Raw genomic sequence first — 15,151 nt, 5'->3', positions numbered from 1 at the left:
CTGCCCTTTGGCAGCCCCTTTCTCTCAAATCGCTCCATCCCCTCCGCGGCATCGGCCGCCGGGGTCTTTTTTCCCTTTTCTTTTCCCTCCGGAGGCCCGCGCCGCAGGCATGTGCCTGCGGCCATGGCGCGGAACCGACACTAAAAGAAAGGATGATCTGTTTGGAACATACCACTGCCATTGAACTGCGGCACATCACAAAGCGGTTCGGCAAGGTGGTTGCCAACGACGATATCTCCCTGGAGATCAGGCGGGGCGAAATCCTCTCCCTGCTGGGGGAGAACGGCAGCGGCAAGACCACGCTGATGAATATGCTGGCCGGCATCTACTTCCCGGACGAAGGGAAGATCCTGGTGAACGGCGAGCCCACCACCATCGCCTCCCCCAAGGACGCCTTTGCCTGCGGCATCGGCATGATCCACCAGCACTTCAAGCTGGTGGACGTGTTCTCCGCAGCGGAAAACATCGTCCTGGGGCTGGACGGAGAGCGCAAGCTGGATCTGAAGGCCGCCTCCGCCAAAATCCTGGAGATCAGTGAGAAATATGGTTTTTCCATTGATCCCAACAAGAAGATCTACGACATGTCCGTGTCGGAGAAGCAGACGGTGGAGATCATCAAGGTCCTCTACCGGGGCGCAGACATCCTGATCCTGGATGAGCCCACCGCCGTGCTGACCCCCCAGGAGACGGACCGGCTCTTCGATGTCATGCGGAATATGAAGGCAGACGGCAAGGCCCTGGTCATCATCACCCACAAGCTCCACGAGGTCATGGACGTGTCCGACCGGGTGGCGGTGCTCCGCAAGGGCCGCTATATCGGGGACGTGGCCACCTGCGACACTTCTCCCCAGAAGCTGACGGACATGATGGTGGGCCATGCAGTAACGCTGAACATCGACCGTCCCCTGGTGGAGGACCGCAACCTGCGGCTGGAGGTGAAGGATCTGACGGTCCTGACTCCCGACGGCATCAAGGCTCTGGACCATGTCTCCTTCGACGCCTACGGCGGGGAGATTCTGGGCATCGCCGGCATCTCCGGCAGCGGCCAGAAGGAACTGCTGGAGGCCATCGCCGGCCTGCGGGTTACCCAGCCCGGGTCCCACGTCATCTATCATCCCCCCGCCCCCGACGAACCCATCGCCGGTCAGCATGTGCCGGTGGACAAGGGCGGTGAGGAGCTGCTGGGCAAGAATCCCCGGCAGATCCACGACATCGGCGTGTCCATGGCCTTTGTGCCGGAGGACCGGCTAGGCATGGGACTGGTGGGTTCCATGGGCATGGCGGACAACATGATGCTCAAGACCTACCGTTCCGGCCGGGGACCCCTGCTGGACCGCAAGCCGCCCCGCCAGCTGGCGGAGCGGGTGAAGGAGGAACTGGATGTGCTGACCCCCAGCATCAACACGCCGGTCCGCCGGCTCTCCGGCGGCAACGTGCAGAAGGTGCTGGTGGGACGTGAGATCGCCCAGAATCCCTCGGTGCTGATGACCGCCTACGCGGTGCGGGGCCTGGACATCAACACCTCCTACACCATCTACAACCTGCTGACGGCGCAGAAGCTGAAAGGCGTGGCCGTCATCTATGTGGGCGAGGACCTGGACGTGCTGCTGGAGCTGTGCGACCGGATCCTGGTGCTCTGCGGCGGCCAGGTCAGCGGTATTGTGGACGGCCGCACCACCACCAAAGAGGAAGTGGGCCTGCTGATGACCCGCTTTGTAAAGGAGGCGAAGGAGGCATGACACAGGGTAAGACCCACAGGGAGCCTCTGCTCCGCATCGCCAAGCGGGACGGCATCGCCCGCCCCAAGGCATGGGCCATCCGGATCATCGCGGTGCTGCTGTCCCTGGTCGTGAGCGGCATCTTCATCTTCGCCGTCACCAAGCTGAACCCCTTCCAGGTGTACGAGGGCATCTTTGACGGCGCCTTCGGCACCCCCCGGCGCAGCTGGGTTACTGTCCGGGACGCCATGATGCTGCTGTGCATCGGCGTGGGGCTGGCCCCCGCCTTCAAGATGCGCTTCTGGAACATCGGCGCCGAGGGACAGATCCTCATCGGCGGCATCGTCACCGCCGGGTTTATGCGGGCCTTCGGCGGCGATATCTCCACCCCCCTGCTGCTGGTCATCATGGCGGTGGTCAGCCTGCTGGCTGGTGCGGCGTGGGGCATGGTGCCCGCCACCTTCAAGGCTGTGTGGAACACCAATGAAACGCTGTTCACCCTGATGATGAACTACGTGGCCATCCAGCTCACCAGCTACTTTGTGGCCCTGTGGGAAAATCCCGTGGGCTCCAATACCGTGGGCGTCATCAACCAGCGGACCAAGGACGGCTGGTTCCCGGAGCTGTTCGGCCAGGAATACGGCCTGAACGTTGTCCTGGTGCTGCTGCTGACGGTGGGGATGTTCCTGTACCTGAAATATTCCAAGCAGGGATATGAGATCTCCGTGGTGGGCGACAGCGAGAACACCGCCCGGTACGCCGGCATCAACGTGAAGAAGGTCACCATCCGCACCATGGCTATCTCCGGCGCCATCTGCGGTCTGGCAGGCTTCATCGCCGTGGCCGGCGCCAGCCACACCATCTCCACCTCCACCGCCGGCGGACGTGGCTTCACCGCCATCATCGTGGCTTGGCTGGCTCAGTTCAACACCTTTGTGATGATCCTGATCTCCTTCCTGCTGGTGTTTCTGCAGAAGGGCGCCATTCAGATCGCCTCCCAGTTCAACCTGAATGACTACGCCTCCAATATCATTACGGGCATCATCCTGTTCTTCATTCTGGGCAGCGAATTTTTCATCAACTACCGCATCATCCTGCGGGGCGGAAAGGAGGGGGGCAAATGAGCGTCGACCAAATTGTTCAGCTGATTCAGTCTGCTATCCAGTTCGGCACCGTCATTCTGTTCGGCGCCATGGGCGAGATCCTGACAGAGAAATCCGGCAACCTGAACTTGGGCGTCCCCGGGATCATGTATCTGGGCGGTATTGCGGGACTGGCCGCCTCCTTCTTCTATGAGTTCAACAATCCCGATCCCTCCGGTTTCGTGTGTCTGGTGATCTCTCTACTGGCGGCGTTCGCCGCCTCCGCCCTGGGCGGTCTGCTGTACAGTTTCCTGACCATCACCCTCCGGGCCAACCAGAACGTCACCGGCCTGACGCTGACCATCTTCGGCGGCGGCGTGGCCAACTTCTTCGGCGGCACCCTGAACTCCATGGCCGGCGGCGTGGGCCAGATCTCCGTAGCCGCCACCAGCGCCGTGTACCGGGCCACCATCCCCGGCCTGTCGGACCTGGGGCTTCCTGGGCGGCTGCTGTTCAGCTATGGCTTCATGGTATATCTGGCCATTGTGCTGGCCGTGGTGCTGCAGCTGTTCCTCAACCGCACCCGGCCGGGCCTGAACCTGCGGTCCGTGGGTGAGAATCCTGCCACGGCCGATGCGGCGGGCATCAACGTCTCCCGCAACAAGTACCTGGCCACCTGCGTGGGCGCCGGTATCTCCGGTCTCGGCGGCCTGTACTACACCATGGACTACATCAAGGGCACCTGGGCCAACGACGGCACCATCGAGTCCCTGGGCTGGCTGGCCGTGGCGCTGGTGATCTTCGCCACCTGGCGGACAGTCAACGCTATCTGGGGCTCCTACCTGTTCGGCCTGCTGTTCTGGGTGTACCTCATCATCCCCGGCCTGGGCCGGCGGGACACGTACCTCTTCAACATGCTGCCGTATCTCGTGACCATCGCGGTGTTGATTTTTGTCTCCCTGCGGAACAAGAAGGAGAATCAGCCCCCCGCCAGCCTGGGTCTGGCGTATTTCCGGGAGGAACGGTAGCTTCTCCCCATACAAATCAAGAGCGCCGCGGCCAAAAGCCGCGGCGCTCTTTTCGTCTGTTCACTTCTCCGCCTGGTGGTTCCGGGCTGCGGTGAGGATGTTCCGCATCAGCATGGCCCGGGTCATGGGCCCTACGCCGCCGGGCACCGGAGTGATGTAGGATGCCTTGGGTTCTACCGCGGCGAAGTCTACATCGCCGCAGAGCCTGCCCTCGCTGTTCCGGTTCATGGCCACGTCGATGACCACGGCCCCTTCCTTCACCATATCCGGTGTGACAAGCCCCACCCGGCCCACAGCGGACACCAGGATGTCCGCCTCCCGGGTGATGGCCGCCAGTCCCGGCGTCTTGGAGTGGCAGACCGTCACGGTGCCGTCCTGCTGGAGCAGCAGCATGGCCATGGGCTTGCCCACGATATTGCTGCGGCCCAGCACCACGCACCGCCTGCCCCGGACGGGGATGCCGTATTCCCGCAGCATCTCCATGACGCCGGCAGGGGTGCATGGCAGAAACACCGGATCACCGATCATCAGGCGGCCCACGTTATAGGGGTGGAAGCAATCCACGTCCTTGTCCCGGGCGATGGCGTTCAGCACCGCCTCCTCGTCCAGATGCCCGGGCAAAGGAAGCTGGCACAGGATGCCGTCCACCTGCGGGTCGCGGTTGAGCTCCTGGATCAGGTCCAGCAGCGTCTCCTGTGTGGTGTCCTCCGGCAGGGCGTGCTCAAAGCTCAAAAAACCGCACTCGGCGCAGTCCTTTTCCTTCCCGGTCACATAGACCCGGGAGGCGGGGTCACTCCCCACCAGGATCACCGCAAGGCCCGGCCGCCGGTACAGGGACTTCGCTGCCTCTGCCGTCTGCGCCTTGACCTTGGCCGCCAGCGCCTTGCCGTCAATGCGTGTTGCCATCAGTCTCTCCCCCTTCCCCGTTTTGGGTCTCCGGCGGCTGGGGGAGCTCCGGCTCCTCCTGTCCGGCAGGGACACTCTCTCCCGCTTCCGCCGTGGAAATATCCGCCTCTGCCGTCCCCTCGACGGCTTCCGCCGCCACCTGATTCACCAGCAACTCATCCCGCGAGTGCTTTTTGATCTTGATGTTGTAGAACAGCATCACCGCGGCGGTGACTGCCAGAAGCAGACTCAGCGCCTGAGACACCCGGATGGGCTGCCCCAGGAACGTCCAGTTAAAGAGATACAGGCTGTCCGTCCGCAGCCCCTCGATCCAGAACCGGCCCAGGCCGTACCACAGGAAGTAGAACCAGGTGTTCTCCCCATCGAACCGGCGGGCTTTGGAGACCACGAGCAGGATCAGCAGAAGCCCGATCAGATTCCACAGGCTCTCATAGAAAAACGTGGGATGGACCTCGATATACTCCGTGGCGCTGGTCCATAGGCGCATCCGCCAAGGCAATGTAGTCTCGGCGCCGAAGGCCTCCCGATTGATGAAGTTGGCCCAGCGGCCGATGCACTGGCCCAGCAGCAGGCCCATCACCGCCAGGTCCGTCATGGCGCCCATCTTGATCTTCTTGTGCCGGGTGTAGAAAAATGCCACGATGGCCCCGGCAATCACCGCGCCGTAGATGGCTAGGCCGCCGTCCCAGACCGCCACCATCTCGCCCCAGTTTAAGCTGCCATCGGCGTTGCGGTAGAGGTCCAGATAGAAGATCACATAGTAAAGGCGGGCGCCGATGATGCAGCTGGGCACCGCCCACAGCACCATATCCAGCACATTGTCCTCTGTCAGGCCGTAGCGCTTGGCCTGCTTCATGCACAGCACCAGGCCCGCCAGCAGGCCGATGGCCAAAATGATGCCGTACCAGTAGATCCCATGGCCGATATGGACGGCGATAGGGTCGGGATTGAAGGACCAGTCCCCGAACAGGCCGGGAAAGCTGATGGGCATATCCTGTAATGCTCTCAAATGGGGTTCCCCTCTTTCTCTGTCTTGGATTCAGTTCTCCCTGGGCACGATCTCGCTGAGCACAGCCCGCTCCGCGGTCAGATTGCGGCGCAGGAAGGCGGCCACGTCCTCTTTGGTGATGGAGTCGAACACCTGGGGGAAGCGGAAGGGATCATAGCCGTGGAAATACCCCTCCGTCAGGGTCACGGCGATGTTCTCAAAGGAGTTCAGCCCCCGGAGGTTGGAGCCGAAGGACGCCCGGCGCACCCGCTGGTAATAGTCCTCGTCGATGCCCTCCGCTGCCAGGCGCTCCGCCTCCCTCTGGATCTCAGCGGCAGCCCGGCGGGCGTCCTTGCTGTCGCCGCCGGCATAGAGGTATGCCACGCCCGGCATCATCTCAAAGGCGCCGCCGAAGCTGGTGTTGATGACCCCCTCCTCATAAAGCCGCTGGTACAGGGGGCTGGAATCCCCCAGCAGGATGTCGCAGGCCATGTCTCCCAGAACGGCGGTACGGAGGTAGTCCTCCCCGTCCGCCGCCGGGGCGCACTTGTAGGCCGTCAGGAACTGAGGGGCAGAGACCTCCATGGCCATGCGGGTCTCCTTTGCCGCCACCTGGGCGGGTTCCTGGCCGTAGTCCCGGGGGACCACCGGCCCACCCTCCCGGGGTAGGATCCGCCGGGCCAGGTCCGCCACATGGACCGGATCCACGTTGCCCACCACTGTCAAAATCATGTTGGAGGGGGTGTAGAATGCCTTGTGGCAGTCGTACAGCGTCTCCGCTGTGATGTGGGAGATACTCTCCACCGTCCCGGCGATAGAGGTCCGGGCAGTGCTCTTCTGGTACAGGGCCTGCATCATCCGGGTGTAGAGCTGCCAGTCGGGGTTGTCCTCGATCATGCGGATCTCCTGGCCGATGATGCCCTGCTCCTTGGCCACGCTCTCCTCCGTGAAATAGGGGATAGAGACGAAGGACAGCAGGATCTCCAGATTCTCCTCAAAGTGCTCCGTGGAGTCGAAGTAGTAGCCGGTCATGGCGTTGGAGGTGAAGGCATTGGGCTCCGCGCCGTTCTTCGCCAGCTCCTGGAGGGCGTTACCCTCCTTGGTGTCGAACATCTTGTGCTCCAGGTAGTGGGCAATGCCCGCCGGTGTGTCCAGCCACTTACCGTCCAGACAGAAGCGGGTGTCCATCCCGCCGTACCGGGCGGCAAAGAAGGCGTACTTCTTGGCGTGCTCCGGCTTGGGGACCACGCAGACCTGCAATCCGTTGGGCAGCACCTCCCGGTAGACGGACTCGCCGATCCGCTCGTAAAACGTCTGCTTCATTCCGCAGTCTCCTTTCCCTTCAGGAAGTACACCGTATCCAGAGAGACGGTCTGCATGGCGTCAAAGATGCGTTCCGCCGTCACGTGCCGCACCTGCTCCGCCAGCAGCTCCGGCGTGTCCTCCTGTCCGGTGGCCGCCTGGCCCAGGTAGAAGTTCTCCAGCTTCCCCTGGGAATCTCCCATGGAGGCGTAGGCATTCAGCAGCGTACTGCGGGCGCCCTCCAGCTCCCAGTCCTCCAGGCGGCCAGCCTGCACGGCGGCCAGCTGGGCCATGATCTCGTCATAGGCCTTCTGGTAGTTCTGGAACTCAATGCCGGAGGAGACGGTGATGAGCCGCTTCTGCCGGTGGTAGGCGGACGAGGCGTAGTAGCACAGGGACAGCTTCTCCCGCACGTTCAAAAACAGCTTGGAGTTGCTGCTGCCGCCAAACAGGGTATTGCCCATCAGCGCGGCGGCGTAGTCGTCGCTGCCGCAGGCAAAGCCCATACCCAGCTTGCCCTGAGTCACGTCCATGGCCTCCTCCACCCGCTTCACCTCGGTCCGGGCCGGATGGGGCGTGGACGGAGCGATGTCCCGGATCCCATCCCTGGGCAGCGTGGCGAAAGCTGCGGCCAACGCCTCCCGTACCCGCTCCAGGGATGCGCTGCCGCAGTAGAACAGCTCCAGCCTGGCGGTGGCAAGCAGCTCTCCGTACAGGGCGTGGAGCTTTGGCATCTGCAGCTTCTCCGCACCCGCCTCGTCGCCCAGGCGGCTGATGCCGTAGGGCTCCCCGTCGCACATCTCCCGCAGCAATCGGGCGTAGGCATACTCCCGCTTGTCATTCACCTGGCTGCGGATGGCGTCAATCAGGTTGGTCTTCTCCCCCTCAAAATAAGCGGTCACAAAGCGGCCCCGCTCGGTCACGGGATCGCACAGCAGCTCTCCCAACAGCTCCGCCACCGGCTCCAGCAGCTGTTCCCCTCCGGGGATGTAGCTGTCGTCGATAAAGCTGGCCACGAAGCCTACGCACTGATTCTCGCCCTGCTTGCGGACGGTGTAGTCCACAGAGGCACCGTACAGCCGGTCCAGCCGGGCGGACAACGCCCCCAGGTCGGGATAGCGCACCGTGCCCCGGCGCAGGATGGCCGGCAGCAGCGCATAAGCGGAGGCAGTCTCCTGCTGCAGCGGGGTGACGAACTGGGCGGAGAGCAGGCTGGTCTTGAACTTTCTGGCCGGCAGATAGGTGAGATACACCCCGTCGGCCAGTTGGATTCTGGTTCTTTCCAAGGTCTCAACTCCTCTTCTGTGGAATACAACATGGGATTATTATAGTATATCTCTTCCCATAATTCAAATTCTTTCTTGCCGACTTATGCGGTATCTGGTAAAATCAGTCTCAACAAGAGGAAAAGGTGGGATCTTCATGACCACGCCCGGCTTTGGCGGCATGGGGCTTTTAGACTCCTTTATGTTCGGCGGCGGATTCGAAATTTTGTTCTTTCTGATCTTCGCCCTGGTGCTCTGTCTCTTCATTGTGATGATCGTCCGGGGTGTCAGCCAGTGGCACCGGAACAACAACTCCCCCCGGTTGACGGTGGAGGCCACTGTGGTGGCCAAGCGGATCGATGTCTCCCACCATCACCACGGAGGCGAGACCCATCACATGACCACCTCCACCCGGTACTATGTCACCTTTCAGGTGGAGAGCGGTGACCGGATGGAGTTCTCCGTCAGTGGCCGGGAGTATGGTCTCCTGGTGGAAGGGGACACGGGCCGCCTGACCTTTCAGGGCACCCGCTATCTAGGCTTCACACAGCCGTGATGCAGAAAATCAGACAGCTGCTCCGATGGGGAGCAGCTGTCTTTCTCATTGCGGCGGCAGGTCTGGCCCCGCCAGAACCCGCAGGAAATTGCCCCGGGCGATCATTTCCAGCTCCTGCCGGTTCATCCCCAGCTTTTCCAGCCAGTAGAAGAGGTTCCGGATGTGGGCGGCGCTTTCCAGGCCCTCTGCCCCCTCGTTTCCAGGGCCCATAAACTCGCAGAAGTCGAAGCCGCAGCCCACATGCTCCACCCCCATGACCTCCGCCATGTGGACGGCGTGGAGGGCCAGGGTCCTGGCGGTCTGCTGCCGGGGCTCGGCGTGGACAAAGCCGTGGAAGGCGTTCAGCCCCACCACGCCGCCGGTGTCCCGGATGCGGCGCAGCTGGTCGTCGGACAGGTTCCGGCGCACATCGCACAGGGCACGGCAGTTGGAGTGGGATGCGATCACCGGCCCGGCGGCCAGGTCCATCACGTCCCAGAAGCCGCCGTCGTTCAGATGGGACACGTCCACCACCATCCCCAGTTCTCCCATCCGGCGCACCGCCCGGCGTCCCGCCTCCGTCAGACCCGCCTGAGGATCGCCTCCGGCTCCGGCGGCCAGGGCATTGGTCTCGTTCCAGGTGAGCATCCCCAGCCGGGCGCCCTGGCCGTAGTACCAGTCCACGCCGGCGGGGTTCCCGCCGATGGCCGCCATGCCCTCCACCGCCAGGAAGGCATAGATTTGGCCCGCTGCCCGGGCAGCCTCTGCCTCCGCTGCGGTGTGGACCGAGCGGATTTGCGGACATTCCGCCAGGTCTGCCCGGGCACAGGCAAATATCTGATGGGTGCGGCCCAAATTGGATGCAGGATCCTTCCAGGCGGTGTCCTTCCAGAACGTCTCCCGGGGCCCGCTGGCCCAGACGGCCAGTACCAGCCCCTCCACGCCGCCCCGCCGCAGCCGGTCCAGATGGTGGTGCTCCAGCACCCGCCGCTCCCCCAGCAGGCGCCGCCGGGTCACATCGTACAGCAGATCCGAATGCGCGTCGAATACCATAAACTCCCTCCGTTCTGTTCAGTCCCTCTCAGTCTATGCCGCAAACGCGGATTTGGCAAGCCGTTCCGGTCTGCCGGAGGGGAATTTTTTCCGGATTTCTTTCGTTTTTCCCCTTGACTTTTCCGGCAAAATCCTGTAAACTATTTCTCGTTGTAAAGGAATACAGCTTTACAGAAATGAGGGAGTTCATGAAAAATCAGACATACCGCATGACCATGCTCTTCGATTTTTACGGCGAACTCCTCACCGAGCGGCAGAAGGAATTCTTTGACCTCTATTACAATGAGGACCTGTCTCTGGCTGAGATCGCGGAAAACGCCGGCATCTCCCGCCAGGGCGTCCGGGACGTGATCGTCCGGGCGGAGGGCGTCATGCAGGAGGTGGAGGACAAGACCGGCCTGATCCGGCGCTTCGAGCAGATGCGGGGCCATTTGCAGGCCATCGAGGATGCAGCCGCCGAGCTGAAGACCATCAACTACCGCCAGTATGAGGACCCCCGTCTGACTGAGCTGGCGGAATTGATTCACGCGGAAGCCACCGCTTTGAAGGAATGATCGCATGGCATTTGAAGGGCTCACCGAAAAACTGAACGCAACATTCAAGAAGCTGCGGGGCAAGGGCCGCTTGACAGAGAACGACGTCCGGGAGGCCATGCGGGAAGTCCGTCTGGCCCTGCTGGAGGCCGACGTAGGCTATAAGGTGGTCAAGGACTTCGTGGCTACCGTGACAGAGCGGGCTGTGGGGTCCGACGTGTTGGACAGCCTCACGCCCGCCCAGCAGGTCATCAAGATCGTCAACGAAGAGCTGACAAAGCTCATGGGCGGCGGCACCGCCCGGCTCTCCATGGCCAACAGCGGTCCCACCGTTGTGATGATGGTGGGCCTGCAGGGCGCCGGCAAGACCACCACCACCGCCAAGCTGGCGGGGCTGATGCGCCGGCAGCTTGGCAAGCGGCCCCTGCTGGCCGCCTGCGACGTGTACCGTCCCGCCGCCATCGAGCAATTGAAGGTGGTGGGTGGCCAGCTGGACCTGCCGGTATTCGAGCAGGGTCAAGGTGACCCGGTGCAGATTGCAGAGAATGCAATCCGCCATGCCCGGGACCACGGCAGTGATATGGTCTTCCTGGACACCGCCGGCCGGCTCCATGTGGATGAGTCCCTGATGGATGAGCTGAAGCGGATGAAGGCTGCCGTCCATCCCAATGAGATCCTGCTGGTGGTGGATGCCATGACCGGCCAGGATGCGGTGAACGCCGCCACTGCCTTTGACGAGGCGCTGGGCATCGACGGCGTGGTGCTGACCAAGCTGGACGGCGACGCCCGCGGCGGCGCTGCCCTCTCTATCCGGGCCTCCACCGGCAAGCCCATCAAGTTCGTGGGCACCGGCGAGAAGCTGGATATGATCGAGCCCTTCCATCCGGACCGGATGGCATCCCGCATTTTGGGTATGGGCGATATGCTGTCCTTCATCGAAAAGGCCCAGCAGACCTACGACGAAAATCAGGCCGCCAAGCTGGAGGAAAAGCTCCGGAAAAACCGCCTGACGCTGCAGGATTACTACGAACAGCTCCAGCAGCTGCGGAATATGGGTGACCTGAGCCAGATCGCCAGCATGATGCCCGGTGCTCTGGGCCGCCAGATGGCCGGTGCCACCATCGATGACAAGGCCCTGGCCCACACGGAGGCCATCATCCTCTCCATGACCCCGCTGGAGCGGGAGAATCCCCAGATCCTGAACGCCAGCCGGAAAAAGCGCATCGCTGCCGGCTGCGGCCTGGAGGTGGTGGATGTGAACCGGCTGCTGAAGCAGTTCGATATGATGCAGCAGCTGACCAAGCAGATGACCCGGGGACGGCTTTCCAAAATGGGAGGCGGCGGCCTGGGCAGCCGGATGCACGGCTTCGGTCGCAAGAAGCGGCTGAAATAAAGTGGATATAAGTGCTATGCATTTATAGATAAAAAATTTCGAGTTTACTGTTGGAGGTAACAAATTATGGTGAAAATCAGACTGCGCCGCCTTGGCGCCAAGAAGGCTCCTTTCTACCGCGTTGTGGTAGCGGACTCCCGTTTCCCCCGGGACGGCCGCTTCATCGAGGAGATCGGCACTTACAACCCCTGCGTCTCCCCTGCTGAGATCAAGATCGACACGGAGCGCGCCCAGGCCTGGATCAAGTCCGGCGCCCAGCCCACCGACACCGTCAGAGCTCTGCTGAAAAAAGTAGAAGTCCTCTGATCCGGAGGATCGGGCATGAAAGAGTTGCTGCTCTACATCGCCAGAAACCTTGTGGATGATCCGGAGGCCGTCTCTGTCACTGAGGTGGAGGGTCCCCAGGAGCTGACGCTGGAGCTGCGCGTCGCCCCCGACGACATGGGAAAGGTCATCGGCCGGCAGGGCCGCATCGCCAAGGAGATCCGGACTGTCATCCGGTCCTATGCCCAGCGCACCGGCCAGAAGGTTTCCGTAGATATTGTAGATTGAACCGATCATCCGGCGGGCCGCTTCCGCCAGATCCGAAGGGAGGAGGCCAGGCCTCCTCCTTTTTCGATCATTTCGCTGCCGCTGTCCGGGCTGCGGCTCCGCCGCTTCGGCCAGCCCGTTCCACTGCTTACTGTACTACACCGCAAGCGTCAGGTGACGCTGCCTGTGGGATTGGAGGCTTTTGGTGTCCACAGAAAAAAAGAAAAAATTCATCATTGATGTGACCTATCTAGCGCTGATTCTGGTGCTGGGTTATCTGCTGCTGCAGTATGCGCTGCCGCTGCTGCTGCCGTTCGTCTTGGCGTTTCTGATCGCCTATGTGCTGCGCCGCCCCATCCGCTTCCTCTCCCGGGTGCTCCACGCGCCCAAGGGGTTGGTGGCGGTACTGCTGGTGGTCCTCACATACGGCACCATCGGCCTGCTGCTGGCGCTGGCGGGAATCCGGATCACGGCCACTATCACATCTGTGGTGCAGCAGATTCCCTCGCTCTATTCCGCCTATATTCTCCCGGAGCTCACTGACTTTTTCGCCTGGCTGGAGGAGCTGCTGGCCAAGCTGGACCCCTCCCTCATGTCCGCGTTGCAGGAGCTGCAGTCCCAGCTGCTCAATATGCTGTGGCAGTTGGTCTCCAGTCTCTCCGTCGTATTGGTGGGCGGTGTGTCCATAGCCACCTCTTTCGCCACCTCCCTGCCCGGCTTCCTGATCCGGCTGCTGCTGATGGTGATTTCCACATTCTTCATCGCCGTCGACTACCAGAAGATCGTGCGGTTTTGCCTGGGCTGCCTCCAGGGGAGCACCCGGAATCTGGTACTCCAGGTCAAGGCGTATGTGGTGGGAACGCTGTTCGTCTGCATCCGCTCCTACGCCCTCATCATGTCCATCACCTTTGTGGAACTATCCGTTGGTCTGACCCTCATCGGCGTGAACCGTGCGATTCTGGTGGCGCTGCTGATCGCTATTTTCGACATTCTCCCCGTTCTGGGCACCGGAGGTATCATGATCCCCTGGGTCATTCTCTCCGCGCTGGGCGGAGATCTTCCCCACGCCTTCGCACTGCTGGTTCTGTACGTCATCATCACCGTCATCCGCAACATCATCGAGCCCCGGATCGTGGGGGCACAGATCGGCCTGCATCCTGTGCTGACACTGATGAGCATGTTTGTGGGCAACCACCTGTTTGGCATCGTGGGCCTGTTCGGCCTGCCCATCCTGCTGTCCCTGCTGCGCTATCTCAACGACAACGGGACCATCTCTCTGTTCCCCGCCTCCGCCCTGGGAAGGGCGGACACAGAAACAAGCCAATAAACGTTGTCAGGCAGGAGGGTACGGGGCTCGCCTGCCTCCTGTCCGGGTCGGAGACGGCCCGGCGTGCCATCACTTCCCAAAGGAGCGCTCCTATGAGATTGGAAACCATCAAAATCGGCCGCATCGTCAACGCCCACGGCATCCGGGGCGAGGTGCGGGTACAGCCGGACGGCCAGGACCCTGCCTTCCTGACCCAGTTCCAGACGTTCTATTTGGACGGGGCCCCCGTCACCCCCACTGCCAACCACGTCCACAAGTCCCTGGTGCTGATGAAGTTCCCCGGCGTGGATGATATGAACGCGGCCCTGGCCCTGAAGGGTAAGAACCTGTATATCCGCCGGGCAGACGCCAAGCTGCCGGAGGGCGCCTGCTTTGATGCGGAGCTGCTGGGCATGACCGTCTGTGACGCCGCCACCGGCGAGACGCTGGGCGAGATCACCCGGGTGGACTCCTATCCCGCTCACAAGGTCTACACGGTCAGGGGAGCGCGGGAGTATCTGATCCCCGCCGTGCCGGATGTGTTTATCAAATCGGTGGACCTGGACGCCAACCGGATGGAGGTCCAGGTTTGGGAAGGGATGGCCACGGATGAGAATTGACATCATGACGCTGTTCCCAGACTCAGTGGACGCCATGCTGAACGTGAGCATCCTGGGCCGGGCCCAGCAGCGAGGCTATATCTCCATCCAGAGCCACCAGATCCGCCAATACACCACCAACAGGCAGATGCAGGTGGACGACTATCCCTACGGCGGCGGCCGGGGCGCTGTCATGCAGGCAGATCCCCTGTACCGCTGCTGGAGCCACATCGTGGAGACCTACGGCCCCGGACGGACGATCTTCCTCTCCCCCTGCGGCCGCACCTTCACCCAGGAAGTTGCCAAGGAGCTGAAAGCGCGATATGACCACTTGATCCTGGTCTGCGGCCACTATGAGGGTGTGGACCAGCGGTTCCTGGACGAGTGTGTGGACGAGGAGATCAGCATGGGGGACTTCGTCCTCACCGGTGGAGAGATCCCCGCCATGGCGGTGGCGGACGCGGTGTGCCGCATGGTGCCCGGCGTTCTGCCGGATGCGGAGTGCTTTGAGGAGGAATCCCACTGGAACGGGCTGCTGGAATATCCCCAATACTCCCGCCCGGCTGAATGGCACGGTCGAGCAGTGCCGGAGATCCTGCTCTCCGGTGACCACGGTAAGGTGGCTGCCTGGCGGAAAAAGCAGAGCTACAAGCGCACTATGGAACGGCGGCCGGACCTGTTCGCCAAATTCGATAAATCCCAACTCGCCTCCAAGGCAGACAAAAAGATCCTGGCGGAGGCTGAGGCGGAGTTTGTCGCAGAGCATCCGGATTGTGCCGCCGAGCGCGCGGAGTCCTGAACTGCCGGTATCCCCCATAGGCGTTCAAACAGAACAGAGCCGCACGGGCAAAACCCGTGCGGCTCTTGGCTTTTATTCGCTTACTTCGCAGCCTTGGCGGCCTTGATGGCCTC

16 protein-coding genes are annotated in these 15,151 nt (G+C 62.2%); 11 read left to right on the top strand and 5 right to left on the bottom strand.

All coding sequences use genetic code 11. The annotated features are described in order from the left end of the window. Window positions 1–161 precede the first annotated feature (161 nt). The 3 genes from HMPREF1546_RS17005 to HMPREF1546_RS16995 are packed head-to-tail and all read left to right on the top strand — an operon-like array spanning window position 162 to window position 3,828. Window positions 162–1,739: an ABC transporter ATP-binding protein gene (locus HMPREF1546_RS17005; protein WP_025543832.1), complete on the top strand. Its 1,578-nt coding sequence runs from the start codon at window positions 162–164 to the stop codon at window positions 1,737–1,739. After that, window positions 1,736–2,842, top strand: coding sequence for an ABC transporter permease (locus HMPREF1546_RS17000; RefSeq protein WP_021747886.1), 1,107 nt, complete (start codon window positions 1,736–1,738; stop codon window positions 2,840–2,842). Before HMPREF1546_RS17005 ends, HMPREF1546_RS17000 begins: the two co-directional genes overlap by 4 nt. Further along, window positions 2,839–3,828, top strand: coding sequence for an ABC transporter permease (locus HMPREF1546_RS16995; protein ID WP_021747887.1), 990 nt, complete (start codon window positions 2,839–2,841; stop codon window positions 3,826–3,828). The genes HMPREF1546_RS17000 and HMPREF1546_RS16995 overlap by 4 nt, the downstream gene beginning before the upstream one ends. Window positions 3,829–3,888: 60 nt before the next feature. On the opposite strand, the gene folD is transcribed toward HMPREF1546_RS16995, so the two are convergent. The 4 genes from folD to HMPREF1546_RS16975 are packed head-to-tail and all read right to left on the bottom strand — an operon-like array spanning window position 3,889 to window position 8,310. Beyond that, on the bottom strand, window positions 3,889–4,734 hold the full coding sequence (folD, locus tag HMPREF1546_RS16990; RefSeq protein WP_021749080.1) for a bifunctional methylenetetrahydrofolate dehydrogenase/methenyltetrahydrofolate cyclohydrolase FolD: 846 nt from the start codon (window positions 4,732–4,734) through the stop codon (window positions 3,889–3,891). Continuing rightward, complete coding sequence (gene lgt / locus HMPREF1546_RS16985; protein WP_083491052.1) at window positions 4,718–5,743, bottom strand: prolipoprotein diacylglyceryl transferase; 1,026 nt, start codon at window positions 5,741–5,743, stop codon at window positions 4,718–4,720. Before lgt ends, folD begins: the two co-directional genes overlap by 17 nt. Before the next feature lie 30 nt (window positions 5,744–5,773). Next, complete coding sequence (locus tag HMPREF1546_RS16980) at window positions 5,774–7,045, bottom strand: pitrilysin family protein (protein WP_021749082.1); 1,272 nt, start codon at window positions 7,043–7,045, stop codon at window positions 5,774–5,776. After that, window positions 7,042–8,310 carry a pitrilysin family protein gene (locus HMPREF1546_RS16975; protein WP_021749083.1) on the bottom strand — a complete coding sequence of 423 codons (1,269 nt, stop codon included), beginning with the start codon at window positions 8,308–8,310 and terminating at the stop codon, window positions 7,042–7,044. Before HMPREF1546_RS16975 ends, HMPREF1546_RS16980 begins: the two co-directional genes overlap by 4 nt. A gap of 136 nt (window positions 8,311–8,446) precedes the next feature. On the opposite strand from HMPREF1546_RS16975, the gene HMPREF1546_RS16970 reads away from it, so the two are divergent. After that, complete coding sequence (locus HMPREF1546_RS16970; protein WP_021749084.1) at window positions 8,447–8,845, top strand: DUF2500 domain-containing protein; 399 nt, start codon at window positions 8,447–8,449, stop codon at window positions 8,843–8,845. A gap of 45 nt (window positions 8,846–8,890) precedes the next feature. Here the strand turns inward: HMPREF1546_RS16970 and HMPREF1546_RS16965 are convergent, their stop codons facing one another. Next, complete coding sequence (locus tag HMPREF1546_RS16965) at window positions 8,891–9,877, bottom strand: dipeptidase (RefSeq protein WP_021749085.1); 987 nt, start codon at window positions 9,875–9,877, stop codon at window positions 8,891–8,893. A gap of 188 nt (window positions 9,878–10,065) precedes the next feature. Here HMPREF1546_RS16965 and ylxM point away from each other — a divergent pair, with 188 nt between their 5' ends. From ylxM to trmD, 7 genes are all read left to right on the top strand, one after another. Next, the gene (gene ylxM, locus HMPREF1546_RS16960) at window positions 10,066–10,431 is read left to right on the top strand and encodes a YlxM family DNA-binding protein (RefSeq protein WP_036630187.1); all 366 of its coding nucleotides are present in this window, start codon (window positions 10,066–10,068) and stop codon (window positions 10,429–10,431) included. 4 nt (window positions 10,432–10,435) lie between these two features. Continuing rightward, complete coding sequence (ffh, locus tag HMPREF1546_RS16955; RefSeq protein WP_021749088.1) at window positions 10,436–11,803, top strand: signal recognition particle protein; 1,368 nt, start codon at window positions 10,436–10,438, stop codon at window positions 11,801–11,803. A gap of 63 nt (window positions 11,804–11,866) precedes the next feature. After that, on the top strand, window positions 11,867–12,109 hold the full coding sequence (gene rpsP / locus HMPREF1546_RS16950) for a 30S ribosomal protein S16 (RefSeq protein ID WP_025543830.1): 243 nt from the start codon (window positions 11,867–11,869) through the stop codon (window positions 12,107–12,109). Window positions 12,110–12,124: 15 nt separating this feature from the next. Beyond that, the gene (locus HMPREF1546_RS16945; protein ID WP_021749090.1) at window positions 12,125–12,355 is read left to right on the top strand and encodes a KH domain-containing protein; all 231 of its coding nucleotides are present in this window, start codon (window positions 12,125–12,127) and stop codon (window positions 12,353–12,355) included. A gap of 184 nt (window positions 12,356–12,539) precedes the next feature. Further along, window positions 12,540–13,661, top strand: coding sequence for a sporulation integral membrane protein YtvI (gene ytvI / locus HMPREF1546_RS16940; RefSeq protein WP_051320065.1), 1,122 nt, complete (start codon window positions 12,540–12,542; stop codon window positions 13,659–13,661). A 92-nt stretch (window positions 13,662–13,753) separates the two neighbouring features. Next, window positions 13,754–14,260 carry a ribosome maturation factor RimM gene (gene rimM / locus HMPREF1546_RS16935; protein ID WP_021749093.1) on the top strand — a complete coding sequence of 169 codons (507 nt, stop codon included), beginning with the start codon at window positions 13,754–13,756 and terminating at the stop codon, window positions 14,258–14,260. Further along, window positions 14,250–15,038: a tRNA (guanosine(37)-N1)-methyltransferase TrmD gene (gene trmD, locus HMPREF1546_RS16930; RefSeq protein WP_021749094.1), complete on the top strand. Its 789-nt coding sequence runs from the start codon at window positions 14,250–14,252 to the stop codon at window positions 15,036–15,038. The genes rimM and trmD overlap by 11 nt, the downstream gene beginning before the upstream one ends. Window positions 15,039–15,151: the final 113 nt, after the last annotated feature.

Source organism: Oscillibacter sp. KLE 1745 (assembly GCF_000469445.2).
Classification (GTDB): domain Bacteria; phylum Bacillota; class Clostridia; order Oscillospirales; family Oscillospiraceae; genus Oscillibacter; species Oscillibacter welbionis.
Note: the sequence above shows the minus strand (reverse complement) of the source record. Positions and strands in the feature narration are given on the sequence as shown.

Bases quoted from the DNA above. Each gene is read 5' to 3' on its own strand.
- HMPREF1546_RS17000 (WP_021747886.1), top strand. From the start codon at position 1,736: ATGACACAGGGTAAGACCCACAGGGAGCCTCTGCTCCGCATCGCCAAG.
- HMPREF1546_RS16995 (WP_021747887.1), top strand. From the start codon at position 2,839: ATGAGCGTCGACCAAATTGTTCAGCTGATTCAGTCTGCTATCCAGTTC.
- folD (WP_021749080.1), bottom strand. From the start codon at position 4,734: ATGGCAACACGCATTGACGGCAAGGCGCTGGCGGCCAAGGTCAAGGCG.
- HMPREF1546_RS16980 (WP_021749082.1), bottom strand. From the start codon at position 7,045: ATGAAGCAGACGTTTTACGAGCGGATCGGCGAGTCCGTCTACCGGGAG.
- HMPREF1546_RS16970 (WP_021749084.1), top strand. From the start codon at position 8,447: ATGACCACGCCCGGCTTTGGCGGCATGGGGCTTTTAGACTCCTTTATG.
- HMPREF1546_RS16965 (WP_021749085.1), bottom strand. From the start codon at position 9,877: ATGGTATTCGACGCGCATTCGGATCTGCTGTACGATGTGACCCGGCGG.
- ylxM (WP_036630187.1), top strand. From the start codon at position 10,066: ATGAAAAATCAGACATACCGCATGACCATGCTCTTCGATTTTTACGGC.
- ffh (WP_021749088.1), top strand. From the start codon at position 10,436: ATGGCATTTGAAGGGCTCACCGAAAAACTGAACGCAACATTCAAGAAG.
- HMPREF1546_RS16945 (WP_021749090.1), top strand. From the start codon at position 12,125: ATGAAAGAGTTGCTGCTCTACATCGCCAGAAACCTTGTGGATGATCCG.
- rimM (WP_021749093.1), top strand. From the start codon at position 13,754: ATGAGATTGGAAACCATCAAAATCGGCCGCATCGTCAACGCCCACGGC.
- trmD (WP_021749094.1), top strand. From the start codon at position 14,250: ATGAGAATTGACATCATGACGCTGTTCCCAGACTCAGTGGACGCCATG.